This window comes from Rhizobium sp. NLR8a (assembly GCF_019685235.1).
Classification (GTDB): domain Bacteria; phylum Pseudomonadota; class Alphaproteobacteria; order Rhizobiales; family Rhizobiaceae; genus Rhizobium.
On sequence record NZ_JABDWI010000002.1, the window covers coordinates 336203 to 362098 of the forward strand.

Annotated in this window: 24 protein-coding genes; 6 read left to right on the plus strand and 18 right to left on the minus strand. The window is 62.1% G+C overall.

Going from position 1 to position 25896, the window contains the following annotated elements; translation table 11 throughout:
• Nucleotides 1-106 precede the first annotated feature (106 nt).
• Nucleotides 107-1339: a peptidase T gene (gene pepT / locus HJC04_RS04835; RefSeq protein WP_221145022.1), complete on the plus strand. Its 1233-nt coding sequence runs from the start codon at nucleotides 107-109 to the stop codon at nucleotides 1337-1339.
• Between the two features lie 30 nt (nucleotides 1340-1369).
• Here the strand turns inward: pepT and HJC04_RS04840 are convergent, their stop codons facing one another.
• The 5 genes from HJC04_RS04840 to HJC04_RS04860 form a co-directional block, all read right to left on the minus strand.
• Nucleotides 1370-2191 (minus strand): cell wall hydrolase, encoded by an 822-nt coding sequence (locus HJC04_RS04840; RefSeq protein WP_221145024.1) that lies wholly within the window; start codon nucleotides 2189-2191, stop codon nucleotides 1370-1372.
• 231 nt (nucleotides 2192-2422) lie between these two features.
• Entirely contained in the window at nucleotides 2423-3463 is a 1041-nt protein-coding gene (locus HJC04_RS04845) for a sulfate/molybdate ABC transporter ATP-binding protein (protein WP_210632281.1), read from the minus strand.
• Nucleotides 3464-3473: 10 nt separating this feature from the next.
• Nucleotides 3474-4346 (minus strand): sulfate ABC transporter permease subunit CysW, encoded by an 873-nt coding sequence (gene cysW / locus HJC04_RS04850; RefSeq protein ID WP_210632282.1) that lies wholly within the window; start codon nucleotides 4344-4346, stop codon nucleotides 3474-3476.
• Nucleotides 4336-5193: a sulfate ABC transporter permease subunit CysT gene (gene cysT / locus HJC04_RS04855; RefSeq protein WP_210632283.1), complete on the minus strand. Its 858-nt coding sequence runs from the start codon at nucleotides 5191-5193 to the stop codon at nucleotides 4336-4338. Before cysT ends, cysW begins: the two co-directional genes overlap by 11 nt.
• An 8-nt stretch (nucleotides 5194-5201) precedes the next feature.
• Nucleotides 5202-6227 (minus strand): sulfate ABC transporter substrate-binding protein, encoded by a 1026-nt coding sequence (locus tag HJC04_RS04860; protein ID WP_210632284.1) that lies wholly within the window; start codon nucleotides 6225-6227, stop codon nucleotides 5202-5204.
• Nucleotides 6228-6582: 355 nt separating this feature from the next.
• On the opposite strand from HJC04_RS04860, the gene HJC04_RS04865 reads away from it, so the two are divergent.
• Nucleotides 6583-7599, plus strand: coding sequence for a porin (locus HJC04_RS04865; RefSeq protein ID WP_210632285.1), 1017 nt, complete (start codon nucleotides 6583-6585; stop codon nucleotides 7597-7599).
• A gap of 48 nt (nucleotides 7600-7647) precedes the next feature.
• Here HJC04_RS04865 and HJC04_RS04870 read toward each other — a convergent pair whose 3' ends face one another.
• The 8 genes from HJC04_RS04870 to HJC04_RS04905 all read right to left on the minus strand — a co-directional run bounded on the left by HJC04_RS04870 (nucleotide 7648) and on the right by HJC04_RS04905 (nucleotide 17141).
• Nucleotides 7648-8103 (minus strand): PTS sugar transporter subunit IIA, encoded by a 456-nt coding sequence (locus tag HJC04_RS04870; RefSeq protein WP_221145026.1) that lies wholly within the window; start codon nucleotides 8101-8103, stop codon nucleotides 7648-7650.
• A 41-nt stretch (nucleotides 8104-8144) separates the two neighbouring features.
• A complete protein-coding gene (locus HJC04_RS04875; protein ID WP_210632287.1) occupies nucleotides 8145-8837 on the minus strand; it encodes a response regulator transcription factor in 693 nt (230 codons plus the stop codon).
• Nucleotides 8834-11542, minus strand: coding sequence for a sensor histidine kinase KdpD (locus HJC04_RS04880; RefSeq protein WP_221145028.1), 2709 nt, complete (start codon nucleotides 11540-11542; stop codon nucleotides 8834-8836). Before HJC04_RS04880 ends, HJC04_RS04875 begins: the two co-directional genes overlap by 4 nt.
• A 294-nt stretch (nucleotides 11543-11836) precedes the next feature.
• Nucleotides 11837-12406, minus strand: a complete 570-nt coding sequence (gene kdpC, locus HJC04_RS04885) for a potassium-transporting ATPase subunit KdpC (protein ID WP_221145030.1) — start codon at nucleotides 12404-12406, stop codon at nucleotides 11837-11839.
• Nucleotides 12407-12467: 61 nt separating this feature from the next.
• Entirely contained in the window at nucleotides 12468-14528 is a 2061-nt protein-coding gene (gene kdpB / locus HJC04_RS04890; RefSeq protein WP_221145032.1) for a potassium-transporting ATPase subunit KdpB, read from the minus strand.
• 64 nt (nucleotides 14529-14592) lie between these two features.
• The gene (kdpA, locus tag HJC04_RS04895; RefSeq protein ID WP_221145034.1) at nucleotides 14593-16296 is read right to left on the minus strand and encodes a potassium-transporting ATPase subunit KdpA; all 1704 of its coding nucleotides are present in this window, start codon (nucleotides 16294-16296) and stop codon (nucleotides 14593-14595) included.
• A 68-nt stretch (nucleotides 16297-16364) separates the two neighbouring features.
• Entirely contained in the window at nucleotides 16365-16454 is a 90-nt protein-coding gene (locus tag HJC04_RS04900) for a K(+)-transporting ATPase subunit F (protein ID WP_003594574.1), read from the minus strand.
• Nucleotides 16455-16778: 324 nt separating this feature from the next.
• Nucleotides 16779-17141 carry a copper resistance protein CopC gene (locus HJC04_RS04905; RefSeq protein WP_210632292.1) on the minus strand — a complete coding sequence of 121 codons (363 nt, stop codon included), beginning with the start codon at nucleotides 17139-17141 and terminating at the stop codon, nucleotides 16779-16781.
• A 498-nt stretch (nucleotides 17142-17639) separates the two neighbouring features.
• Between HJC04_RS04905 and HJC04_RS04910 the strand changes: the two genes are divergently transcribed.
• Nucleotides 17640-18683, plus strand: a complete 1044-nt coding sequence (locus HJC04_RS04910) for an NAD(P)-dependent alcohol dehydrogenase (protein WP_221145036.1) — start codon at nucleotides 17640-17642, stop codon at nucleotides 18681-18683.
• A gap of 14 nt (nucleotides 18684-18697) precedes the next feature.
• Here HJC04_RS04910 and HJC04_RS04915 read toward each other — a convergent pair whose 3' ends face one another.
• The 4 genes from HJC04_RS04915 to HJC04_RS04930 form a co-directional block, all read right to left on the minus strand.
• On the minus strand, nucleotides 18698-19267 hold the full coding sequence (locus HJC04_RS04915) for a DedA family protein (RefSeq protein WP_221145038.1): 570 nt from the start codon (nucleotides 19265-19267) through the stop codon (nucleotides 18698-18700).
• 35 nt (nucleotides 19268-19302) lie between these two features.
• Nucleotides 19303-20664 carry an FAD-containing oxidoreductase gene (locus HJC04_RS04920; RefSeq protein ID WP_210632294.1) on the minus strand — a complete coding sequence of 454 codons (1362 nt, stop codon included), beginning with the start codon at nucleotides 20662-20664 and terminating at the stop codon, nucleotides 19303-19305.
• Nucleotides 20661-21122: a DUF4126 family protein gene (locus tag HJC04_RS04925; protein WP_221145040.1), complete on the minus strand. Its 462-nt coding sequence runs from the start codon at nucleotides 21120-21122 to the stop codon at nucleotides 20661-20663. The genes HJC04_RS04920 and HJC04_RS04925 overlap by 4 nt, the downstream gene beginning before the upstream one ends.
• Before the next feature lie 97 nt (nucleotides 21123-21219).
• On the minus strand, nucleotides 21220-22407 hold the full coding sequence (locus tag HJC04_RS04930; RefSeq protein WP_210632296.1) for an acyl-CoA dehydrogenase: 1188 nt from the start codon (nucleotides 22405-22407) through the stop codon (nucleotides 21220-21222).
• A 168-nt stretch (nucleotides 22408-22575) separates the two neighbouring features.
• On the opposite strand from HJC04_RS04930, the gene HJC04_RS04935 reads away from it, so the two are divergent.
• Entirely contained in the window at nucleotides 22576-22914 is a 339-nt protein-coding gene (locus tag HJC04_RS04935; protein WP_210632297.1) for a cupin domain-containing protein, read from the plus strand.
• Here the strand turns inward: HJC04_RS04935 and HJC04_RS04940 are convergent, their stop codons facing one another.
• Entirely contained in the window at nucleotides 22915-23868 is a 954-nt protein-coding gene (locus HJC04_RS04940) for a LysR family transcriptional regulator (RefSeq protein WP_210632298.1), read from the minus strand.
• Nucleotides 23869-24116: 248 nt separating this feature from the next.
• Between HJC04_RS04940 and HJC04_RS04945 the strand changes: the two genes are divergently transcribed.
• The gene (locus HJC04_RS04945) at nucleotides 24117-24356 is read left to right on the plus strand and encodes a hypothetical protein (RefSeq protein ID WP_210632299.1); all 240 of its coding nucleotides are present in this window, start codon (nucleotides 24117-24119) and stop codon (nucleotides 24354-24356) included.
• A gap of 334 nt (nucleotides 24357-24690) precedes the next feature.
• Nucleotides 24691-25896, plus strand: a complete 1206-nt coding sequence (locus tag HJC04_RS04950; protein ID WP_221145042.1) for an ABC transporter substrate-binding protein — start codon at nucleotides 24691-24693, stop codon at nucleotides 25894-25896.

Below are 25896 nucleotides of genomic sequence, written 5' to 3' on the forward strand. Positions count from 1 at the left end.
TGATGAAGCTGCCGTCGTAACAGCACCATTCGCCGAGTTGAAAAATCTTTTGCCGCATTACCCGGTCGGGCTATATCCTTGGATGATCTCACTGGACTGGATTGATATGACCGACACCGTTCTCGACCGTTTCCTCCGTTATGTCGTAATCGACACCCAATCCGATCCGTCCTCAACGACTCAGCCGACCACCGAGAAGCAGAAGGATCTCGGGCGGGTTCTGGTCGACGAACTGCTCGAGATCGGGCTTTCCGACGCGCATCTCGATGAACACGGCTATGTCTATGCCACCATTCCGGCCAATAGCGACAAGGCTGTGCCGGTCATCTGTTTCTGCTCGCATATGGATACGGCGCCCGATTTCAGCGGCACGGATGTCAAGCCGCAGATCGTCAGGAATTATGCCGGCGGGGATATCCAGCTTGCTGGCGATTCGAGCCGGGTGATTCGTGTCGCCGAGCATCCGGAGCTGAACAACCAGATCGGCAACGACATCGTCACGACCGATGGCAGGACATTGCTCGGTGCCGATGACAAGGCGGGACTGGCAGAAATCATGACCGCGGCCCAGATTCTGGTCGACAATCCCGATATGCGGCACGGAACGATCAAGATCCTGTTCACGCCCGACGAGGAAGTCGGTCGCGGCGTCAACAAGGTCGACCTGGAAACGCTCGGAGCCGACTTCGCTTATACGATGGATGGCGAGACGGTGGGCCACGTCGAGGACGAAACCTTTTCGGCCGACGGCGTCGAGATCAGCATAACAGGCGTGGCGATCCATCCGGGCTTCGCCAAGGACCGTATGGAGAACGCCATCAAGATCGCCGGCGCCATCATCGACCGGCTGCCGAAGGACTTGGCGCCGGAGACGACGGAAGGCAAGCAGGGCTTCATCCATCCGGTCGGTGTGACCGGCTCGATGGAGAAGGCGTCGCTGAGCTTTATCATTCGCGACTTCACTGACGAAGGGCTCCTGCAAAAGGAGGCGATGCTCGAAACCATCGTCAAGCAGGTGATCTCAGCCTATCCGGGCTCGACCTACCATTTCCACGTGACGGAACAATATCGCAACATGAAGACGGTGCTCGACCGCCATCCGGAGATTGTCGCTAACGCGCTTGAGGCCGTGCGCCGTGCCGGCATGGCGCCGGTGCGCGGCAGCATTCGCGGCGGCACGGACGGCTCGCGCCTCTCCTTCATGGGGCTGCCGTGCCCGAACATTTTTGCCGGCGGCCATGCCTTCCACTCACCACTCGAATGGGTGAGCCGTCAGGATATGGAAAAGGCGGTCGCAACGATCGTGGAGCTTGCGAAGATCTGGGAAGAGCGCGCTTAAGGCGCTCTTCCTGCTGTGCGAAATCTAGTTTTAGCCGCCATTTACCGGGATCTCGCCGCGCAGCATCACGCTGTCATAGGCGGGACGGGGCGTGGGGATCGCGATCCGCATTGCCGGCTCGGGCGCGGTTGAGGTTTCCGGTTGGGTCACCGGAGCCGTTATTATCTGCATCGGCGCCGTGCTCGCCGTCGCCATCGGATCGGGCGCCGGCAGAGGAACGGGAACGGCGGAAGGTATCAGCGCCTCGAATTGCGGCGGCAGTATGCTTTCGCCAGGCACATAATTCATCGCTACCTCATAAGACGGCAGCGGCGGCGGCGTTTCGAGCATGCCGTTGGAATCGCGCTTCTCGTAGAAGGCGTTGCCGCCGGCGACCGTCACATAGTGCATGTTGTCGTAGGGGAATTTCAGCCCGTCGGTGTGAAAGAACATCGCGTCCTTCACCTGGGGATGGCGCGCACCCTTCAGCAGGATCGCATCGGCCGCGGTGGCAAGTTCCGGTTCGGCCTGCGGCTTGACCTCGCGAGTCATGACCCCGGGCGCAAACTGCCTCGCCTGGGCGACGACACCGCAGATCGATGGGGGGTAGGCGCCTGACGTCAGCCTGTTCATGACGACGGTGCCGACGGCCAGATAGCCATCCTCGTCGGAATGCTGCGATTCGAAATACATCGCACGCTTCAGGCAGTCGCGATCCTTGGCGGTATAATTGAAAGTGACTTTCGCCGCTTGAGCCTGTTTGGTCTTTGCCGGCGTCGTCGCCGGCTTCGGTGTTGTGGTGCAGCCTGCAGCCGCCAGTCCTGCGAGTAAAATCCCGATCAGGGATTTTCCAAAGCAAATCTCCGCCCTCAACGCCAGGTGCCTCCTATGGGATTAGTCCAGCCCTTTATGATTAACGCGCACAATCTTTTACTCGTCATATGACTGAATTACAAACAACCTGAGATCACAAAAGGCCGGGTGGACTCTCGCCATGGGCGATTCCGGCTGATCCCTGCGACCGACTGGTGCATAAATCCGGAGGGTTAACGAATTATTAAGCAAGCGCCGTGCGCGCGCCAGGAAAGACGCGCGCAATCGAGATCAGCTGCGAAACAGCTTCCAGCGAGTCGGCTTGAACGCGACGTGGTTGCGGTCGAGCCTGTCGGCCTCGCTCGGCGGCAGCTCGATTTCGATATTTGGCCGGTCATTGCCGATATCGAGTTCGATATGGCGCGTGCCGGCGACACGGCGGCTGGAGACGGGCTGGCCGGCGATGCAGTTTTCGGCTGTTTCGCACAGCCTGACATCATGCGGGCGGAAGTAGAGCTGCGCCGGTCCATCTGGCTCGCCTTCGGCATTGAGGCCGAGCGAGCGGCCTTCGAAGCGGATGTCGCCGTCCGATATCTCGACCTGCAGGCAGTTGGATTGGCCGATGAAGCCGAAGACGAAGGGCGAATTCGGATAATCGTAGACTTCGTCGGGCGTTCCGACCTGCTCGATCGCGCCCTGGCTCATGACAACGACGCGGTCGGCAAGCTCCAGCGCCTCGTCCTGGTCGTGGGTGACGAAGACGGTGGTGTGGCCGGTACGGTCGTGGATCTGGCGCAGCCATTTGCGCAGGTCCTTGCGCACCTGGGCGTCGAGCGCTCCGAAGGGTTCGTCGAGCAGCAGCACGTTCGGCTCGACGGCCATGGCGCGGGCGAGCGCCACGCGCTGACGCTGGCCGCCGGAAAGCTGGGCGGGATAGCGCTTTTCTAGACCGGAAAGCTGGACGAGTTCGAGCAGTTCCAGCGCCCGCCGGCGGATATCGGCCTTCGCCGGCCGCCGCGAACCTTTTCTGACCCTCAGGCCAAAGGAGACATTGTCGAGCACCGTCATGTAGCGGAAAAGGGCATAATGCTGGAACACGAAGCCGATATTGCGCTGCTGCACCGATTTCTTCGAGGCATCCTCTTCACCGAAGAAGATCTGTCCCTCGGTCGGGCTTTCCAGACCGGCGATCAGACGCAGCAATGTCGTCTTGCCGGAGCCCGAAGGGCCGAGCAGTGCGATCAGCTCGCCGGAGCGGATGTCGAGCGAGACATCGTGGAGCGCCGGAAAACGATCGAATTCCTTGCGGATGTTTTGAACGCGTACTTCCATTCCAGATCCTTCAGTGCCGCCGGCTGGCGGAGATTTCAGCGCTATAGCGCATTTCCAGCAGCGTCTTCAAAACAAGAGTCACGAGCGCGAGCAAGGCCAAAAGCGTGGCGACGGCAAAAGCGCCGGTGAAATTATACTCGTTGTAGAGAATCTCCACCTGTAGCGGCATGGTGTTCGTCTGGCCGCGGATATGGCCGGAGACGACCGACACGGCGCCGAATTCACCCATGGCGCGGGCGTTGCAGAGCAGCACGCCATAAAGCAGACCCCATTTGATGTTCGGCAGCGTCACGTGCCAGAAGGTCTGCCAACCGCTGGCGCCGAGCGAGAGGGCCGCCTCTTCGTCGGCCGTGCCCTGTTCCTGCATCAGCGGGATCAGTTCGCGGGCGACAAAGGGGAAGGTGACGAACATGGTGGCAAGCACCAGTCCAGGCACGGCGAACAGGATCTTGATGTCATTGGCGCTGAGCCAGTGGCCAAGCCAGGTGTTGGCACCGAACAGAAGCACGAAGACCAGGCCCGAAATAACAGGCGAGACCGAAAAGGGCAGGTCGATCAGCGTGGTCAGGACCGCCTTGCCCTTGAATTCGAACTTGGCGATCGCCCAGGCGGCGGCGACCCCGAAGGCGAGGTTCAGCGGTACGCTGATGCCGGCGACGGTCAGCGTCAGGCGGATCGCCGAGAAGGTTTCGGCATCGCCGAGGGCTTCAATAAACGGGCCGCCACCTTTGCGGAAAGCCTCGACGAAGACGGCTGCGAGAGGCAGCAGCAGCATCAGCAGCAGGAAGAGCAGCGAAACGGCGATCAGCGTGTAGCGCGCCATTCTGTGTTCGGTGGTCACCGAACGCAGTTTCGCGGGTTGAAGGGTTGCATCAAGCGCCATAACCGTACCTCCGCCTGCTCCAGCTCTGGATGAGGTTGATGACGAGCAACAAGGCGAACGAGATCACCAGCATGATAGCTGCGATGCCGGTGGCCGCCGCGTAATTGTATTCTTCGAGTTTAATGATGATCAGCAGCGGTGCGATTTCCGATTTGAACGGCAGGTTGCCGGCGATGAAGATGACCGAGCCGTATTCGCCGACGCCGCGGGCAAAGGCGAGCGCGAATCCGGTCAGCACGGCCGGCGCCAGCCCGGGCAGCAGCACGCGGAAAATCGTCTGCAGGCGGTTGGCGCCAAGCGTTGCCGCAGCCTCTTCCACCTCCTTGTCGATTTCCTCCATCACAGGCTGCACGGTGCGCACCACGAAGGGCAGACCGACGAAGATCAGGGCCACGACGATGCCGGCCGGGGTGAAGGCAATCTTGATGCCGAGCGGCGCCAGGAACTGGCCGACCCAGCCGTTCGGCGCGTAGAGCGCCGCCAACGCGATACCGGCAACGGCAGTCGGCAGTGCGAAGGGCAGATCAACCATGGCGTCGATGACGCGCTTGCCGGGGAATCGGTAGCGCACCAGGACCCAGGCAAGGATGATGCCGAAGACGGCGTTGACGATTGCGGCGATGAACGCGCTGCCGAAGCTGATGCGCAGCGCGTTCAGGATGCGCGGATCGAGCGCGATCGACCAGAATTTCTCCCAGCCAAGCGCGCTCGACCGGACGGCAAGGCCGGAGAGCGGGATGAGGATCAGAAGGGTGAGCCAGGTCAAGGTAAGGCCGAGCGCCATTCCGAAACCCGGAATGACGCTCGGCCGTTTGAACCGCCACCGCGTGGGGCTATGTGCTGTCATGAAGTCTATTATTGGGCCGGCTTGTAGATTTGGTCAAATACGCCGCCGTCGCCGAAGAATTTCGGCTGTGCCGTCTTCCAGCCGCCGAAGTCATCGATGGTGGCGAGTGTCAGCTTCGGGAAGCGGGCGATGTCGGCCGGATCGGCAGCTTCCGGCTTCGTCGGACGGTAGAAGTGCTTGGCGGCGATCTTCTGACCTTCATCCGAATAGAGGTAGTTGAGATAGGCTTCGGCGACCTTGCGCGTGCCCTTCTTGTCAACATTGCCGTCGACCACGGCGACCGGCGGGTCTGCGCGGATGGAGAAGCTCGGCGTCACGATTTCGAACTGGTCAGGACCAAGCTCTTCGAGCGAAAGATAGGCTTCGTTTTCCCAGGCGAGCAGCACGTCGCCGAGGCCGCGCTGGACGAAGGTGGTCGTGGCGCCGCGGGCGCCGGTGTCGAGAACAGGAACGTGCTGCAGCAGTTTCGTCACGTATTCCTGCGCCTTGGCGTCGTCACCGCCATTTGCCTGCTTGGCCCATGCCCAGGCGGCCAGGAAGTTCCAACGTGCGCCCCCCGAAGTCTTGGGGTTCGGCGTGATGACCTGCACGTCATCCTTGATCAGATCGCCCCAGTCCTTGATGCCCTTCGGGTTGCCCTTGCGGACCAGGAAGACGATCGTCGAGGTGTAAGGCGTCGAATTGTTGGGGAACTTGCTCTTCCAGTCGGCCGGGATCTTGCCGGTCTTCTTGGCGATGGCGTCGATATCGCCTTCAAGGGCCAGCGTGACAACATCGGCCTCGAGACCGTCGATGACCGAGCGGGCTTGAGCGCCGGAGCCGCCATGCGAGGCCTGGATCGTCACGCTTTCACCCGTATCCTTCTGCCACTTGGCGGCGAAGGCGGCGTTGAAATCCTTGTACAATTCGCGGGTCGGATCGTAGGAAACGTTAAGAAGCGTCTGATCCGCGAAGGCCGGCGCAATGCTGCCGATCGCGAAGCTGCCCGCCATGACCGCGGCCGCGAGGAGCCGGGTGAGTCGTTGTGTCTGCATGGGAACCCTCCTGTTTCTGGCTTAACTCTATCAAGTCAGTCGTATAATGAAACGAAACATCTTCCGGTTCCGGCAGGTCGGATAGAATGTCATTCCATTTGAGGGGCTATTTTGAAATGGACGTCCCGGAGTTGGCCGCGGCCAATCGCGTGGCCGCCGCCATGCCGCAAAACCGTGTTTTTTTGGCCACAGTTCCTCCACATCGGACCTGAGCGATGCTGATTTCTGCCCGCATTTTGCCGCGGTGGCGTTTGCGGATTCCTATATGGCGGCGGTGCGGTCGTATTTGCCGGCCGCTACGTGGGGGCATCCCTTGAAATGCGCCTCACATTCCAACCTGTTAGGGCCATTCGAAATGAATATCAGAACGATCCTTTTTGCTTCCGTTGCCGCCCTTGCCGCGGCCTCCGGAGCACGCGCAGCCGACGCCATCGTGGCAGCGGAACCCGAGCCCGTGGAATATGTTCGCGTTTGCGACGCCTACGGTACCGGCTATTTTTATATTCCGGGAACGGAAACATGCCTTTCGATCGGCGGCTATATCCGTACCGAAGTGCGCTTCGGTGACAACATTGCCGGCGATTCCGACGTCAACTTCTGGACTCGCGGTCAGGTCACCTTCCAGGCCAAGAACGACACCGAGTACGGCACGCTCACCGGCGTCCTGACGCTGCGTTACAATGCCGACAACGCCTCCGATCAGGAAGCGCTGCTGGACGAGGGCTACATCGATATCGCCGGTTTCCGCGTCGGCAAGCTCTATAGCTGGTGGGACGACGACATGAGCGGCGAGACCGATACGCTCGCCAGCAACGAGACGACCCACAACTCGATCCGTTATCAGTACGAGAATGGCGCTTTCGCCGCCGGTCTCTCGGTCGACGAGTTGGAAGACGACTATGCCACCAAGCCGGGCGAAGGCCCGAACAACTTCGGTGTCGCAGGTCAGGTCTCCTACAAGGCCGGCGCCATCAGCGGCTACCTGCTTGCCGGTTATGACACCGACACCAGCGAAGTCGCGGTTCGTGGTATCGTCTACGCCGATATCGGCCCGGGCACGCTCGGCATCGCCGGCGTCTGGGCAAGCGGCGCCAACTACTACTACGAAGAGTCCGAGTGGACGATCGCAGCAGAATACGCCTTGAAGATCAACGACAAGTGGTCGGTCACCCCGGGCTTCCAATATTTCGAAAACATCGCCCTCGAGGCTGACGGCAACGGTTTCACCGGCGGCAGCGCCTACACCACAGGCGTCACGATCGACTACCGAATCGTCGACGACCTGCGTTCGAAGCTCAGCGTGCAGTATCACGATGAGGACGAAGGCGACGACGAAGTGTTCGGCTTCCTGCGCTTCCAGCGCGACTTCTAAGTTGGTCTGATTGCAGACAAGCGGGCGCGGCCTTCGGGCCGCGCTTTTTTATGCCCGGGAATCAGCGATGAAATCGGAATAGAATTCGTCCGCTGTCCTTGCCTTGCGCATGGCGGCAAGCACGCCATTCGATTGCAGCCGCCGGGCGATGGCCGACAGAACATTCAGATATTCGCCGCGGTTGTTCTCCCCGAAAAGCAGCACCACGGCGATGTCGGCGGGGATATCGTCGATTGCCTCGAAATCCAGCGGCCGGGAAAAGCGGAGGAGCAGACCGCGCGGGCTGCTCATGCCGTCGATCGCGGCATGCGGAATGGCAATGCCATTGCCGATCCCGGTGGAGCCGAGCTTCTCACGCGCTTCGAGCGCCTTCAAAATGGCCCGGCTGTCAACGGAAAAGGCCTTGGCTGCCTTGTCCGCTATGATATGCAGCGCGCGCCATTTTGTCGGTGCCGACACGCCGATGAAGGTATGTTCCGGCCGGATGATATTGGGAAGATACATGTCATTCTCGATACTGTTCAGGCGGCGGGTGAGAGAGCAGGTCAGTCCGGTTCCCTGAGCCGATAGCCGACTCCGGTCTCGGTGGTGATATAGTGCGGCTGGTCGGGGCTCTGCTCGATCTTCTGTCTGAGCTGCCTGATATAGACGCGCAGATATTGCACGTCGGCTGCCGGCCCCCATACCTGCTTCAAAAGAAACTGGTGTGTCAGCACCTTGCCCGCATGCTGGGCGAGCACGCGCAGGATGTCGTATTCTTTCGGCGACAGTTTGAGTTCCTCGCCATCGACCTTGACGATGCGCTTGACAAGGTCGATCGACAGCCCGCCGGTCTGGAAGATCGCCTTTTCGCCCTGCTGCTGCAGCCGGTGACGCAGCGCCACGCGGATGCGGGCGCCAAGTTCGTTGATGCCGAAGGGCTTGGTGACGTAATCGTCGGCGCCGCTTTCCAGCGCCTTGACGATGCCGGCCTCGTCGGTGCGGCTGGAGAGGATGACGACGGGTATGGACAGGCCTTCGTCGCGCCACTCCTGCAAGAGGTCATGGCCAGCCGTGTCGGGCAGACCGAGATCGAGCAGGATGAGATCGGGCCTGCCGTCGGCAACCGATTGGCGGGCGATTGCCGCATTCGGCGCCTCCTGCACCTCGTAGCCCTGCGCGGTCAGGCCGACGCGAAGCAGCTTGCGGATTGGAGGCTCGTCGTCGACGACGAGGATCTTGACGGCTGAACCGGTCATCTGAGTTCATCCAGTTTCGGTATGTCGTTGGGTTTCGGCAGGCGGATGGTGAAGACGGCGCCCGGGCGGCCCTTTCGGTTGGCGGCGGTGATCGTGCCGCCCATCGCCTCGACGAAACCGCGGCAGATGGAAAGGCCGAGGCCGGTGCCGGCGCGCACCTGATCGCCCTTGCGCACGCGATAGAAGGTGTCGAAGACGCGGGTAAGGTCGGCGGGTGGAATGCCCGGACCTTCGTCCGAGACCTGCAGGATGACGTTGTCGGCATCGGCCCAGCCTTCGATTTGGATGACCGATCCCTCGGGCGCATATTTGGCGGCATTGTCGAGCAGGTTGAAGATCACCTGCTCGAACAGCACCGGATCGACCCGCACCATCGGCAGGTCGGCGGGAATGCTCATCTCGGTCTTGTGGTGTTCGAGGATCTTGGCGGCGCGGGCCAGCGCCGTGCCGACGATGTCGCCGGCATAGTGCGGCGCAGAATTCGGCTCCATCGCACCGGATTCGATCTTGGTCATGTCGAGCAGGTTGGCGATGAAACGGTTGAGGCGCTCGGATTCGTCGACGACGGTCGAGAGCAGGTCGTTGCGGTCCTCCTCCGGCATGGAGGCGAAATAGTCGCGCAGCGTGCCGGCAGCGCCGAGGATAGCCGCAAGCGGCGTTTTCAGATCATGCGAAATCGAGGTGAGCAGGGCCGAACGCAGCCTGTCGGCTTCGGCCGCGAGCCTTGCCCGGTCGACATCGGCGACGAGCTGAACGCGTTCGATCGCAAGGGCTGCCTGATCAGCCAGCGCATCGAGCAGGCGCTGCTGTTCCGGCGTCAGCAACGGCCCGTCGCGGCGGTCGCTGTCGAGGCCGATGACGCCGACGGCGGTGCGACCGGTTCTCAGCGGCACGTATAGGCGTTTGGCGCCGGGCAGGGTATCGGCGCCGCGGCCGGCGGCGTGATTGTGCTCCCAGGCCCAGCGGGCGGCGGCGATATCGGCCTCGTCGAGCGTGTCGTCAGGGGGATAACCGGCCTTGACGGCGATGCTGCCTTCTTCGGGCAACAGCAGCACGACGCGGACCTTCAGCATCGAGGCAAGCTGAAAGGCGGTCGCCCAGAGCACGTCGTCGAGCGTGCCGGTGCCGGCGAGTTTCTTCGAGAAGAGATAGAGATCCTCGGTCGTGCGTGCCCGCTGCCGGGCTGCGGCGGCCTGGCGCTGCACGGTTGCGGTGAGGTTGCTGGCGATGATGGCGACGCCGAGGAAGAAGAACAGCGCAAGCACGCTTTCCGGATCGCTGATCGTCAGCGTGTAGCGCGGCGGCAGGAAAAAGAAGTTGAAGGACAGCGCGCCGAGAATGCAGCTGTAGAGTGCCGGCCGTAATCCATGCAGGACGGCGGAGGTCAGCACCGCCATCAGGAAGACGAGGGCGAGGTTGCGCACGTCGAGCACCTGGTCGAGCACGATGCTGACCGCGAGCGCGATGGCGACATAGACGGTGGCCAGCAGATAGGCTCTGAAATCGAATTGGGGGGGCGTGGCCGCCGCTCGGACGCCGCGTGCGGTGGTGCCGTCCTTCTCATTGCCTGAAATGACATGGACGCTGATCTCGCCGGTCTTGCGGATCAGTTTGTCGGTGATCGAACGGCTCCACCAGTCGCGCCATGTCGCCGCCTTGGGAGCGCCGATGACGATGTGGGTGACGTTGTTGGCAGTGGCATGGCGGACGAGTTCCTCCGCCACCTCGCGGCCGGGAATGGTGATCGCCTCGCCGCCGAGCTGTTCGGCAAGTCGCAGCGTCGAGGCGATCGTATCGCGCTCGGCTTCGCTGAGGTTGACCGAACGGTTGGTCTCTACATAGACGGCGGCCCAGGGTGCGCGCAGGCGCGAGGCCATGCGGGCGGCGTAGCGCACCAGCGAGGCCGAGCGCGGGTGATGATCGACCGAGACGAGGACGCGTTCGCCCGCCGCCCAGGGGCCGGAGATGGCGTGGGCCTGCATATGGGTCAGCAGCTGGTCGTCGACGCGCTGGGCGGTCTTGCGCAGCGCCAGCTCCCGCAACGCCGTCAGATTGCCCGGTGTGAAGTAATTGGTCAGTGCCCGCTCGGCGGTGCGCGGCATGTAGACCTTGCCGTCATGCAGGCGCTTGATCAGATCGTCCGGGGTCAGATCGATGATCTCGACATCGTCGGCGAGATCGATGATCGAGTCCGGCACCGTCTCGCGCACGCGGATGCGGGTGATCTGCGAGACGACGTCGTTCAGGCTCTCGACATGCTGGATGTTCAGCGTCGTATAGACGTCGATGCCGCGATCGAGCAATTCCTTGACGTCGAGGTAACGCTTCGGATGGCGGCTACCCTCGGCGTTGGTATGTGCGAGTTCGTCGACCAGCACGAGATCCGGCCTGCGGGCGAGGATGCCGTCAAGGTCCATCTCCTCGAGCGCCCGGCCCTTATAGTCGATTTCGACGCGGGGAATGATCTCGAAGCCGGCGAGCAGCGCCTCGGTTTCCTTGCGGCCGTGGGTCTCGACGACGCCAATGACGACATCGAGGCCATCGGCGAGCTTGGCGCGGCCGGAGATCAGCATCTCATAGGTCTTGCCGACGCCGGGGGCGGCGCCCAGAAAGATCTTCAGACGGCCGCGCATCTCCGCCCGGGCTTTTTCAAGAAGCGCATCGGGCGAGGGCCTGCCGACCTGGTCGCGGTTGTCGTCTGGCATGCGTGTGGTCTTTCCAATGCCTGCGACGGAGGACGGGTTCTCCTCGGGATCTCTCTTTAAGTCAGTTCAGCCGACGGCCGGCATCGCTTGAGTTGGCGAAAGGCATTCCGGAGCCGGGCTCTATGCCGCGAATAGTCCCTATGCTCGCCCCACCCTCCGTCATGCTCGGGCTTGAGCCGAGCATCCACACGGCGCCCACCAGTTGGCCGCGACATGGATCCTCGGGTCAAGCCCGAGGATGACGGAGAGTGGGGTTGGCCTTGTCGCCAAACCACAGCATCTAACCTGCCAAACTCACTCAGTCATAGAAGCATCAAGGCTCTGGTTCAACGCCAGAACATTGACGGTAGGTTCTCCCAAAATGCCGAGTTCGCGGTCCTGGACGGCGCCGTCGACCAGCGCCTTGATCTTCGCCTCGTCGATGTTGCGTGCCTGGGCGACGCGCGGCACTTGGAAATAGGCGGCCTCGGGCGAGATATCGGGATCAAGGCCGCTGCCAGACGCGGTGACGAGGTCGGCCGGCACCTCGGCGTTCGGGTTTGCCGCCTTGGCTGTTTCGTAGTCGCCCTTCACGCGGTCGATCAGTTTCTCGCTGGTCGGCCCGAGGTTCGAGCCGCTGGAGGCGGCGGCGTTGTAGCCATCGCCGGCGGCCGAGGGGCGGCCGTGGAAATACTTGTCGCTGGTGAAGGCCTGGCCGATCAGCCTCGAGCCGATCACATGACCGTTCTTCTCGATCAGGCTGCCATTCGCCTGGGTTGGGAAGAGCGCCTGGGCCGCACCCGTCATGGCGATCGGATAAAGCAGGCCCGTGATGGCCGTGGTGGCAACGATCATAACGAGGGCCGGGCGAAGTTCTTTCAACATTGTTCGTACTCCTTGACGAGTTCACGCGGAGACCGATTCCGGTGAGGAACCGGATCTTCCGCTAGGCGAGGCCGAGGGCGGCGACGGCCAAGTCGATCGCCTTGATGCCGACGAAGGGCACGAGGATGCCGCCGAGGCCGTAGATCAGCAGGTTGCGTGACAGAAGCGCTCCGGCGCCGATCGGCCGGTAGCGCACACCCTTCAGCGACAGCGGGATCAGCGCGATGATGATCAGGGCGTTGAAGATGATCGCCGAGAGGATGGCGCTTTGCGGCGTCGACAGTCCCATGATGTTGAGCACACCGAGCTGCGGATAGAAGGTCAGGAACATCGCCGGGATAATGGCGAAATACTTGGCGATGTCGTTGGCGATCGAGAAGGTCGTCAGCGCGCCGCGTGTCATCAGCAGCTGCTTGCCGATCTCGACGATCTCGATCAGCTTTGTCGGGTCCGAGTCGAGATCGACCATGTTGCCGGCCTCTCGGGCGGCGACGGTGCCGGTGTTCATGGCAACGCCGACATCGGCCTGGGCCAGCGCCGGGGCATCGTTGGTGCCGTCGCCGCACATGGCGACGAGCTTGCCCTTGGCCTGTTCCTCGCGCATCAGCGCCAACTTCATCTCGGGCGTCGCCTGGGCGAGGAAATCGTCGACGCCGGCCTCGGCGGCGATGGCCGCTGCCGTCAGCGGGTTGTCGCCTGTGATCATCACCGTGCGGATGCCCATGCGGCGGAGTTCCGTGAAACGCTCGCGGATGCCGCCCTTGACGATGTCCTTCAGCTGGATGATGCCGAGCAATCTGCCATTGCGGGCGACGGCCAGCGGCGTGCCGCCTGATTTGGCGACCTCGTCTGATATCGACTGCAGCTCGCGGACGACCTCGTTGCCGTTCTTCGAGGGGGCCTCGCCGTTGACATGGGCGAGCACGGTATCGACCGCACCTTTGCGGATCGAGGCGCCTTCGAGATCGACGCCGCTCATGCGGGTCTGGGCGGTGAAAGGCACGAAGCTGGCCTTGAGGCTCGCCATGTCGCGGCCGCGGATCGCATATTTCTCCTTGGCGAGGACGACGATCGAACGGCCTTCCGGCGTTTCGTCGGCAAGCGAGGCGAGCTGGGCGGCATCGGCGAGCTCCTGCTCGGAAACGCCGCGGACGGGGTGGAAGGCCGTCGCCTGGCGGTTGCCGAGGGTGATCGTGCCGGTTTTGTCGAGCAGCAGCGTGTCGACGTCGCCGGCCGCTTCGACGGCGCGGCCGGACATGGCGAGCACGTTGAAGCGGACGAGCCGGTCCATGCCGGCAATGCCGATCGCCGACAAGAGCGCGCCGATCGTCGTCGGGATCAGGGTGACGAAAAGGGCGACGAGCACGATGATCGGGATCGAGCCGCCGGCATAGATGGCAAAGCTCGGGATCGTCGCGGTGGCGAGCACGAAGATCAGGGTCATCCCGGCAAGCAGGATGTTGAGCGCGATCTCGTTCGGCGTCTTCTGGCGTTCGGCGCCTTCAACCAGCGAGATCATCCGGTCGAGGAAGGTGGAGCCCGCCGCCGCGGTGATGCGCACGCGGATCCAGTCGGACAACACCTGCGTGCCGCCGGTCACCGCCGAACGATCGCCACCGGATTCACGGATGACCGGGGCGGATTCACCTGTGATCGCCGCCTCGTTGACGGAGGCGATCCCTTCGATGACTTCGCCGTCCGAAGGGATGATGTCGCCGGCTTCGACCAGCACGATATCGCCGACCTTGAGGCTGGTGCCCGGCACCATGCAGTAGTCGCTGCCGTTGTTGGCGGTCAGCAGCTTGGCCTGGGTTTCGGTGCGCGCCTTGCGCAGCGAATCCGCCTGCGCCTTGCCGCGGCCTTCGGCGACGGCCTCGGCGAAATTGGCAAAGAGCACGGTGAACCAGAGCCAGAGATTGATCTGGAACGAGAAGCCGAGATTGCCGTTGCCCGCCACGAGGTCGCGCAGGAAGAGGACGGTGGTCAGCACCGAAACCGTGGCCACGACAAACATGACCGGATTTCTGGCAAGGGCGCGCGGGTCGAGCTTCGTGAAGGCGGCGCCGGCGGCGGGAACGAGGATGCGAGAATCGATGATGCTCGCGGATTTTGCCTGGCTCATAAAAGACTCCAGCTTTGAAACGAGGACGGCGAAGGAACCCTGGGATGCGGGTTATGGCATCGCCTCAGAAGGTTTGCCCGGCGATCGCGACCAAGTGCTCGACGACTGGGCCGAGGGCCAAAGCCGGGAAGAAGGTCAGGCCGCCGACGATCAGGATCGTGCCGATCAGCAGGCCGACAAAGAGCGGACCGTCGGTCGGGAAGGTGCCTGCCGAGGCTGGAACCGTCTTCTTGGCGATCAGCGAGCCGGCAATGGCGAGCGCCGGGATGATGACCAGGAAGCGGCCGGCCAGCATGCCGATGCCGAGCGTCACGTTGTACCAGGGCGTATTGCCCGTCAGGCCGCCGAAGGCCGAGCCGTTATTGGCCGCAGCCGAGGTATAGGCATAGAGGAGCTCGGAGAAACCGTGCGGGCCGGCCGTGCCGACGGAGGCGACGGCGATCGGAAGCACGCTGGCGATTGCGGTGAAGACCAGCATGGCGAGCGGCAGGCAGAGGATGGCGAGAACGGCCATCTTCATTTCCTTCGCCTCGATCTTCTTGCCGAGGTATTCCGGCGTGCGGCCGACCATCAGGCCGGCGACGAAGACGGCGACGATGATGAAGAGCAGGATGCCGTAGAAACCGGCGCCGACACCGCCGACGATGATTTCGCCGAGCTGCATGTTGATCAGCGGAATGAGGCCGCCGAGTGCGGTGAAGCTGCCATGCATCGCGTTGACCGCGCCGCAGGAGGCGGCGGTGGTGATGACGGCGAAGAGCGAGGACAAGGCGACGCCGAACCGGACTTCCTTGCCCTCCATATTGCCGCCGACGAGGCCAAAGGCATGCATCAGCGGATTGCCGGCCGCTTCCGCCCAATAGGTGACGCCGACGCCGGCGATGAACAGCACGCCCATCGCGGCCAGAATCGCCCAGCCCTGGCGCTGGTTGCCGACCATGCGGCCGAAGACGTTGGTGAGACCCGCACCGATCGCGAAGATCGAAACCATCTGGATCAGGTTGGAGATCGCATCGGGATTTTCGAACGGATGGGCGGAATTGGCATTGAAGAAGCCGCCGCCATTGGTGCCGAGCATCTTGATCGCGAGCTGCGAGGCGACGGGGCCGACCGCAATCGTCTGCTGCGCGCCTTCGAGCGTCGTCGCATTGACATAGGGTCCGAGTGTCTGGGGCACGCCGAGATAGACATAGACGAGCGTCAGCACGATGCAGGTGGGCAGCAGGATATAAAGCGTGCCGCGGATCATATCGACCCAGAAATTGCCGATCGCCTTGCCGGACGCCCGTGCGAAGGCCCGGATGAAAGCGACCGCGATCGCCATGCCGGTCGCAGCGGACAGATAGTTCTGCACCGTGAAGCCGGCCATCTGGGCCAGATACGACATGGTGCTTTCACCGCCGTAATTCTGCCAGTTCGTATTTGTGGTAAAGCTGACGGCGGTGTTGAAGGAAAGTTCCGGCGGGACGGCAGCCATGCCAGCCGGATTGTAGGGCAGAACGCCTTGCAGGCGCATCAGCGCGTAGAGCAAGAGGACGCCGAGCAAGTTGAACAGCAGCATTGCAAAGGCATAGGAGGTCCAATGCTGCTCCTCGCGTTCGCTGGTGCCGGCAACGCGGTAAAGCCCCCGTTCGATCGGAACGAGGACGGGTGACAGGAATGTGCGCTCGCCGTTGTAGACTCGGGTCATGTAACCGCCGAGCGGTTTGACGAGCGCGAGGACGATCCCGCAATAGAGCAGGATCTGAAGCCATCCGTTGAGGGTCATGGGGCTAAAACTTTCAATACCCGGCTGGTTCCCGGTCGCGCAGGCGCGGCCCCGGAAGCGTCGGTTTTTCAGAAGCGTTCTGGGCGTAAGAGAGCGTAGGTGAGGTAAACGGTGAGAAACACGGTTACGGCGCCGCTCAGGATATAATCGAGGGTCATCGTCGTTTCTCCTTAGAGGCTGTCGCAGGCTCCGACATAGGCAAAGCACAGCGCGAAAAATAAGATCGCGGTGCCGAGCAGAATGATATCCATCATAATCGTGACTCCTGCTGTTCTTGTTGGAGTCAGACAAGACAAAGGGCGGCCGTTGGAGACTGCCTTTCATACTTTCTGGCGTGGAGATGATCCTTGAATCTCTCGGGCACCAATATGGATCCGGAGCGCATAAAGGTTCGAGACGGCCGAAACGGCATCAATATAAAAATCTTATAAATGCTTTCAGGCGGCCGCAGCGGAAACGAGAGCAGGGCGCGATCTTGAAATTCAAGGATCGACCCGGAACTGGTAATGGCCTTCGGCGCTGCGGCCGTCCATCGAGAGGACGCGCCAGTCGAGGGTATAGAGGCCGGGCGCCATGGAGGGATCAAGCGGGATCTTGAAAATGGATCCTTCGGGACCGGAGAGGAACGGCTTGCCCAGGGGAAGCGTCCTGCCTTGGGCATCGAGCAAGGTGGCGGTCGAGCGGGCCAGATCGACGGGACCGCTGAAGGTAAGCTCGACATTGGCCGGCACGAGCTCTTCTTCCTGCTGCTGCGAGGGCAGAGACGCTTGTTCCAGCGCCGCGGCCGCCTGGTTGGCGGCGAAGAGCAGCGATGCGAACAGGCAGAATGACACGACCGACTTCATGATGGCCTTCCTATATTGCCGTTCCAATGGCGCCGGGAGCCGTCATGCTTCCGCCGCGCCATGCGGGCTGCATGCTAGTAACGCTGTCGGGGGCGATTTCGATCCCGCGTCCGTAGAATGACGCGCATTGGCAGCCCTGGGTTGTCCCTCTGAAGGGCGGCGTTCCAATCGGCCACCAATCTGCGCCAGAATTTTCGGAGCCGTCTGAAGATCCTCGAGGAAAGCCAGTTTCCGCCGACATTGTCGTTATCATGCTTCATCTCTTTTGCCGCCTCCCACTGTGTCATGGCTGATGATGAAGTAACTGTACTCTCCGGTGCTCTCTTCCGGAATCATACGGAGGTTTATCAGCGGTTATCTTTCGGGCTACGCATATGAGCATTTCGTCACGCGATGAGCAAAAGCTTACGTTGGCGGTTGAATTGAAGCGACTTGCGGTCTTATAGTCGGCTCAACGGCACCCTCTGAATCGCCGGGCCATAGGGAAGGAAACCGAGAATGACCAAAGTCCGTGCGCTGGTGCTGGAGCGCCAGCACGAGCTTGCGTTGCGCGACATCGATCTGCCGCTGGAGACAGGGCCGGGGCAGGTGAAGATCAAGATTCATACCGTCGGCGTCTGCGGTTCGGACGTTCATTATTACACCCACGGCAAGATCGGCCCCTTCGTCGTCAACGCGCCGATGGTGCTCGGCCATGAGGCGGCCGGCACGGTGGTCGAGGTGGGGGCCGGTGTCACACATCTGCAAGTCGGCGACCGTGTCTGCATGGAGCCGGGCATCCCCGATCCGAACTCCAAGGCGAGCCGGCTCGGCATGTACAATATCGATCCTGCCGTCAGCTTCTGGGCGACGCCGCCGATCCATGGCGTGCTGACGCCCGAAGTGGTGCATCCGGCCAATTATACTTTCAAGCTGCCCGACAATGTCAGCTTCGCCGAAGGCGCCATGGTCGAGCCCTTCGCGGTTGGCATGCAGGCGGCAGCCAAGGCGACGATCGCGCCCGGCGATACCGCTATCGTTCTCGGCGCCGGGCCGATCGGCACGATGGTCGCGATCGCCGCCCTTGCCGGCGGCTGCGCCCGCGCGATCGTCGCCGATCTCGCCCAGCCGAAGCTCGACATCGCCGCGCAATATCAGGGCGTCATCCCGGTCAATATCCGCGAGAAGAACCTGATCGAAGAGGTCGGCCGGCTGACCGAAGGCTGGGGTGCGGATGTTGTCTTCGAATGCTCCGGGTCACCCAAGGCCTGGGAGACGATCATGGCGCTGCCGCGCCCGGGCGGTGTCGTCGTCGCCGTCGGCCTGCCGGTCAATCCGGTCGGCTTCGACGTCTCGACGGCCACCACCAAGGAGATCCGCATCGAAACGGTGTTCCGCTATGCCCACCAGTATGAGCGTTCGATCGCACTCTTGGCATCAGGCCGCGTCGATCTGAAGCCACTGATATCGGAGACGTTCAAGTTCGAAGATTCGATCAAGGCCTTCGATCGCGCGGTCGAAGCGCGGCCGAGCGACGTGAAGCTGCAGATCGTTATGGAATAGGCGCCGCAGCGCTCTTACGGATGGCTGCCGCTTGATTTCATCCTGCGAAAGAGTAGAGCCGCCACTGCCACGACAGCGGCGGCTGCGATGGCGATCAGCAGGTGCCGGTGAAGGGGCAGGCGGCCGAGTGTCTGCTGGATGCCGTGGCCGAACAGATAGCCGAGCGCTGTGAAAAGCTGCCCCCACACTAACGCGGCTACCGCATTCAGGACGATGAATTTGCCGGTCGAGATCCGGGTCGTGCCGATGACGATCGGGCTGATGGTGCGCAATCCGACGAGAAAACGGAACGCCACAATGAAGCCGGTCTGATATTTCTCCAGAAGCCCGGTTGCGCGAGCGAGCGCGGGTCTTTCCATCAGCCGGCGCACGACGCTCCATTGCGCGGCATAACGGCCGGCGAAGAACCAGAGTTGGTCACCGGCGAAAGAGCCCGCGGTGGCCGCCAGCGACGCCGACCAATAGGTGAGCAGTTCGCGATGGGCAATCACGCCGCCGAGGAAGGCGGCCGTCTCGCCTTCGAAGGCTGCACCCAGGAAAATCGCCAGCAGGCCGTAGTTTTCGATCAGCGCTTCGATAGGCATGCGCGCCTCCAGCTCTTCCCGAGGTCAGGTCACGGCTAAACCGGCTTCAAATCCCCAAGCAGCGTCGGAATCAGCTCCGACACCGTCGGGTGGATCGGCACCGACCATTTCAGCGCGGGATAGGTGGTTCCCGCATTCATTGCATCGATCAGGCCATGGATCACTTCGTCGCCTTCGATGCCGAGGATCGCCGCGCCGAGGATCTCTTTGGTGTCGGCATCGGCAATCACCTTCATGAAGCCCTTGGTCTCGCCGCGTTCATTGGCCCGGCCGACGCGGCTCATCGGCCGGGTCGAGACCATGATCCTGCGGCCGGAGGCACGCGCCTGCTTCTCCGTCATGCCGACGCGACCGAGCGGCGGGTCGATGTAGAGCGCATAGGCCGGGATGCGGCTCGAGACCCTGCGGTCGTCGCCGTCGAGCAGGTTGGCGGCGGCGATTTCGAAATCATTGTAGGAAGTATGGGTGAAGGCGCCGCGGCCATTGCAGTCGCCGAGCGCAAAGATGCCCTCGACATTGGTGGCAAGCTTGTCGTCGACGGTGATATAGCCGCGCTTGTCCGTCGCCACGCCGGCGGCCTCGAGGCCGAGGTCGTCGGTATTCGGTTTGCGGCCGGTGGCGATCAGCACATGGCTCGCATCGATCTTCGCCGCGCCGACGGCAACGCCAATTCCGCTGCCATTTCGCGCGAAAGCGATGTTGCCGGCGTCGGTGTGGACTGTGATGCCTTCGGAGCGCAGTATATCGGCGATCGCGTCCGATATATCTTCGTCCTCGCGCGAAGCGAGCTTCGGGCCGTGCTCGATGACACTGACTTCGGCGCCGAAGCGGCGATACATCTGGGCGAATTCCAGCCCGATATAGCTGCCGCCGATCACCGCCAGATGCCGCGGCAGCGTGTCGAGATGAATGATCGAGGTGCTGGTGAGGTAGTCGATGTCATCGATGCCGGGCAGCTCGGGGATGACAGGTCGCGCGCCGACATTGAGGAAGATGCGCGGCGCCGTCAGGGTCTCGCCGTTGACGCGGACGGTCTTCGCATCCTCGAAGCGGGCATGACCGTAGATCACGCTCATGCCATCCATGCTGTCAAACCAGCCGATCAGGCCGTTGCGGGCGTTCATCGTCACCGTTTCCGCCCGGGCTCTCACCACTTTCATGTCGATAGCGATTTCCCCGGGGATATTGACGCCGTAGGCGGCGCCGCTTCTTGCGACATGGGCGGCGCGGGCGCTGGCGACGAGAGTCTTCGTTGGCATGCAGCCGGCATTGACGCAGGTGCCGCCGAGGAACTTGCGCTCGACGAGCGCTACCTTCATGCCCTTTTCGACTATGCGGGCGGCGAGGAACGGGCCGGCCTGGCCAGCGCCGATAACGATGGCGTCGAAGCTTTTCATGACACGGCTCCCACGATCAACACGGCAGCGACAATGGCAACGGCATCCTCGATGAGGGCGGCCGGCGGATCCTTGCCGAAGGCGGCGGCAAGCCTGGCGCGCAGCGCGGCGCCGCCATAGGTGCCGATGACGGCGCCGATCACGCCGGCGATCAGCCCGCCGAAAAGCAGGCTACTGGCTGCGCCGATCGTGGCGCCGGCAAGTGCTCCAGTGACGATGCGGGCGCCGAACTGCATCGGCACCTTGCGCGACGGCGTCGATGGCAGCTGGTCGGTGACGAGTTCAACGACGGCGAGAACGGTGAAAATCCACGGCGTCCACCGGTAGCCCATGAAGGCAAGCGGCGTCTGCGATACGTCGAACCAGCCGAGCGCCGCACCCCAGGCGACGGCAGCGGGCGCAGTCATGGCGCGAAGGCCCGAGATAACGCCGATCAGCAATGCAAGAAGCAGAAACATGCGTGATCCCCTCATTGCCGGCCTTATGCCGCAGCCAGGGAAGGTCTCACATTGTCAGGCGCGTGGCAATTCGCCAGGTCTGGCCGGGCTCTGCAACTCAATTTGCAAAGGCGGCGATGCCGGTGATCGCCCGGCCGATGATCAACGCATGGATGTCGTGCGTGCCCTCATAGGTGTTGACCACTTCGAGGTTGACGAGATGGCGGGCGATGCCGAATTCGTCGGAGATGCCGTTGCCGCCGAGCATGTCGCGGGCCGCGCGCGCCATATCAAGCGCCTTGCCGCAACTGTTGCGCTTGAGGATCGAGGTCAGCTCCACCGGCGGATGGCCTTCCTCCTTCATTCGGCCGAGCCGCAGGCAGCCCTGAAGGCCGAGCGCGATCTCCGCCGCCATGTCGGCGAGCTTCTTCTGGATCAGCTGGTTGGCGGCGAGCGGCCGGCCGAACTGCTTGCGCTCCAGCGTATATTGCCGTGCCCTGGCATAACAATCCTCGGCGGCACCAAGTGCGCCCCAGGCAATGCCGAAGCGGGCCGAGTTGAGGCAGGTGAACGGTCCCTTGAGACCGGTGACGCCGGGCAGAAGATTTTCTTCCGGCACGAAGACCCCGTCCATCACCACTTCGCCAGTGATCGAGGCGCGCAAGCCCACTTTGCCGTGGATGGCGGGGGCCGAAAGCCCCTTCCAACCCTTTTCGAGTATGAAGCCGCGGATGAGGCCATCCTCGGTCTTTGCCCAGACGACGAAGACATCGGCGATCGGTGCATTCGAGATCCAGGTCTTCGAGCCGGTCAGGCTATAGCCGCCGTCGACCTTCCTGGCGCGTGTCGCCATCGAGCCTGGGTCGGAGCCATGGTCGGGCTCGGTCAGGCCGAAGCAGCCAATCCATTCGCCGGTCGCAAGTTTGGGCAGGTATTTCAGCTTCTGCGCCTCGGACCCGAAGGTTTCGATCGGCACCATGACAAGCGAGGACTGCACGCTCATCATCGAGCGATAGCCGCTGTCGACCCGTTCGACCTCGCGGGCAATCAGGCCGTAGGAGACGTAACCGAGGCCGGCGCCGCCATAGTCGGGGGATATCGTCGGGCCGAGCAGGCCGAGTTCGCCCATTTCTCGGAAGATGGCGGGATCGGTCTTTTCATTGCGAAAGGCGTCGAGAACACGGGGAGCGAGCTTTTGCTGCGCATAGGCATGGGCGGAATCCTGCACCATGCGCTCCTCGTTGGTCAGCTGCTCCACCAGGCGGAATGGGTCGGACCAGTCGAAAACTTCGCGCGTATGCTGCATGGCAGCGTCTCCTCATTCAGCCTTGCCTCGCTCAAGGTCGCATAGACCCGCCAGCCGAGCGCGTCAACAACAAGGCGTCCCTATCGAAAAGACAGGGGCGGCCATCTTTTCAAACGCGACGCCATGATCCACTTTGCCCGCGGTCGATTCTGGAATGAGGAGGCGGAAATGTCGTCAAGCGATCTGTTCGTATCGGGCGAGGGGGCCGATTGGATCAATCCGGAGCCTGGCGTCACCAGGCGCGTCATGACCTATCTGCCCGAGATGATGATGGTAGAAGTGGCGTTCGAAAGCGGCGCCGTGGGTGCTGCCCATTCGCATCCGCACATCCAGGCAAGCTATGTCGCCGAAGGCAGCTTCGAGGTGACGATCGATGGCCGCACCGAAGTGCTGCGGCAGGGCGGCAGCTTCATCGTGCCGCCCAATCTCGTCCATGGCGTCAAGGCACTGGAAAAGGGCCGGCTGATCGATACCTTCACGCCGCACCGGGCCGAGTTTCTCAAGTAATCAGCTTTCGGATTCCGACCGGCGCGCGGAACTGGCGGCGGCGATATAGGGCGGCACGAAGCGCGCATCTTCGCCGCGCACGGCCTCGCGCAGAAAGTCGATGACCGCCCGCACACGCGGCGCCTGTTTCAGATCGCGATGGCAGGTAATCCAGTAATGGCGCTTGAGGTCGATCTCCTCGGGCAGCACGCGCACGAGCTCGGGATAACGGCTGGCGAAGAAATAGGGCAGGATGCAGAGGCCGAGGCCGTTTCGGGTGGCGGTGAGCTGCGCGAAAATGCTGGAGCTCTGGAACTGCGGTTTGATGCGCGGATGCACATCGCTGAGATAATCCAGCCCCGGCGCGAAAATCATTTCCTCGATATAGCTGACGAAAGGATGCTGAAGCAGATCTTCGCGGCAGGTGATGGCAGGCGCCTTTGCCAGATAGTCGCGCGAGCCGTAGATCTGCAAGTGATAATCGGTCAGCTTTTCAGCGTAATAAGGCCCGCCTTTCGGCTCGTCGAGCACAACTGAAAGATCGGCCTCCTTGCGCGACAGCGACATGATCTGCTGGATGGTCACCAGCTCGAGCGAAAGATGCGGATGCTGGGCTGCAAAGCGCGGCAACACGGTGGCGAAGAAGAAATTGGCAAAACCCTCAGGCGCGCTGAGGCGCACGAGGCCGCGCTGCGCCATCGAGCCATCGGCAAGGTCGGTGCGCAGCCGCTCGGTCTCCTGCTCCATCCGCTCGGCCGTCTCGATGAAACGCGTGCCCATGGCGGTCAACACGTAGCCACGCGGATTGCGTTCGAAGAGCTTGACCTTGAGGGCAAATTCCAGCCGGTCGATACGCCGAGAAACGGTGGCGTGGCTGGAGCGCAACTGCCGGGCCGCCGTCGAGAGCTGTCCGGTACGGGCGACGGCTAGAAAAAACTGCAGATCGTCCCAGGTAAACTGCGGTGAGTTCGTCATCGCCATTCCCTCCGTTCAACAACCAGCAACGAATAGCATGATCTTTAAAGATTGATACAATTCATTGTTTTGTTTGAGTTTTGTTTCCAATCTATCGGCAATCGGAGGCTGCGTGTTCGGCGAAAGCCCTGGAGCTCGATGAGGCCGGGGAGGCGCCGGCGATAAATCCGTTGATGCTTCGGCGGCGGCGCTTTCAGTCTCTCTGAGTAATGCTACACGGCCGCGTTTGAAATTTTGAGGGAATATTGATGAAGAAATTGGCTCGCCTGCTGCTGACGGTCGCTCTCGCATTCGTTGTTGTTATCGGTTTTCGTTGGTATCGCTACGTCTCCAACACTGAAAGTCCCTATGACGAAGTCGGCATCACGCTCAACTCGGCTATGCCAAGCCCGATCAATGCCTGGGGCTGTGCCAAGCTGAAAGAAACCTTTAGCGGCGTCTTGCCTCCCTATGGCTGCGGTGCCGACAACGGGACGCAGTGGAAGTAACAGCAGCCTGAACGTGCCGAAATGCGCCTGTGGGATGAAGGGACAAAGTAGGATTGTTCATTCGGCTGATGGCACATGCCTGCACAACTGCAGAAACTGCCCTAGTTCTAGCGCTGAGCGCTGATTCCTGGCGCTCCCTGAGGTTGGGATGGAAATTGTGCAGCTTTCTGTCTGTGCAAAAATGAACAGATACTGTTTGGAATTAGTTGTAAACCACCCGTTGCTTCAGGCGAGAATTTCCATGATCGTAGGACGAGGGGCGGTCGTTCTGAGGAGTGCGACCGGCCAAATCTGAACAGACCCGCAATCTGGCTCATCTCTGGGAGGAGAGAATATGCGTAAGAATCTCATTGCATCAGTTGCATTTCTGCTTGCGAGCAGCACTGCCGTGCTCGCGCAGAGCGCGACCGACGGCAAGGTCAAGATCGGCATCCTGAACGACCAGTCGGGCGTTTATGCCGACTTCGGCGGCAAGTCTTCCGTCGAGGCCGCCAAGATGGCCGTCGAGGATTTCGGCGGCAAGGTGCTGGATGTGCCGGTCGAGATCGTCGATGCCGATCACCAGAACAAGCCGGATATCGCCTCAAACATTGCCCGGCAATGGTACGACACCGAGCAGGTGGATGCGATCATGGAACTGACGACCTCCTCGGTGGCGCTTGCCGTGCAGGCGATCGGCAAGGAAAAGAAGAAGATCGACATCGTCACCGGTGCGGCGACGACGGATCTCACCGGCAAGGCCTGCTCGCCCTACGGCTTCCATTGGGCCTACGACACCCACGCGCTCGCTGTCGGCACCGGCGGCGCCCTCGTCAAGCAGGGCGGCGACAGCTGGTTCTTCCTGACCGCCGACTATGCTTTCGGTTATTCGCTGGAGCAGCAGACCAGCGAATATGTCAAGGCAAGCGGCGGCACCGTCGTCGGCGCCGTCCGCCATCCGCTATCAACCCAGGACTTCTCCTCCTTCCTGCTACAGGCGCAATCGTCCGGCGCCAAGGTGATCGGCCTCGCCAACGCCGGCCTCGATACCTCGAACGCCATCAAGCAGGCGGCCGAATTCGGCATCACCCAGGGCGGCCAGCATCTGGCGGCGCTGCTCTTCACGCTCGCCGAAGTCCATGGTCTCGGTCTCGAGGCAGCGCAGGGCCTGACGCTGACGGAGGGCTACTATTGGAACCGCGACGACGAAAGCCGCGCCTTCGCCAAGAAGTTCTTCGACCGCACCGGCAAGATGCCGAACATGATCCATACCGGCACCTATTCGGCGGTGACGCAATATCTGAAGGCGGTGCAGAAAGCCGGCACCGACGAGACGGAAGCCGTCGCCAAGCAGTTGCATGAAATGCCTGTCGACGACGTCTTCGGCCGCGGCGGCACGGTCGGCCCCAACGGCCGCATGATCCACGACATGTATCTGCTGCAGGTCAAGAAACCTTCCGAAAGCAAGGAGCCGTGGGATTACTTCAACGTTCTCGCCACCATTCCCGGCAAGGACGCCTATATCGATCCCGCCAAGAGCGGCTGCGATCTGGTGAAGTAG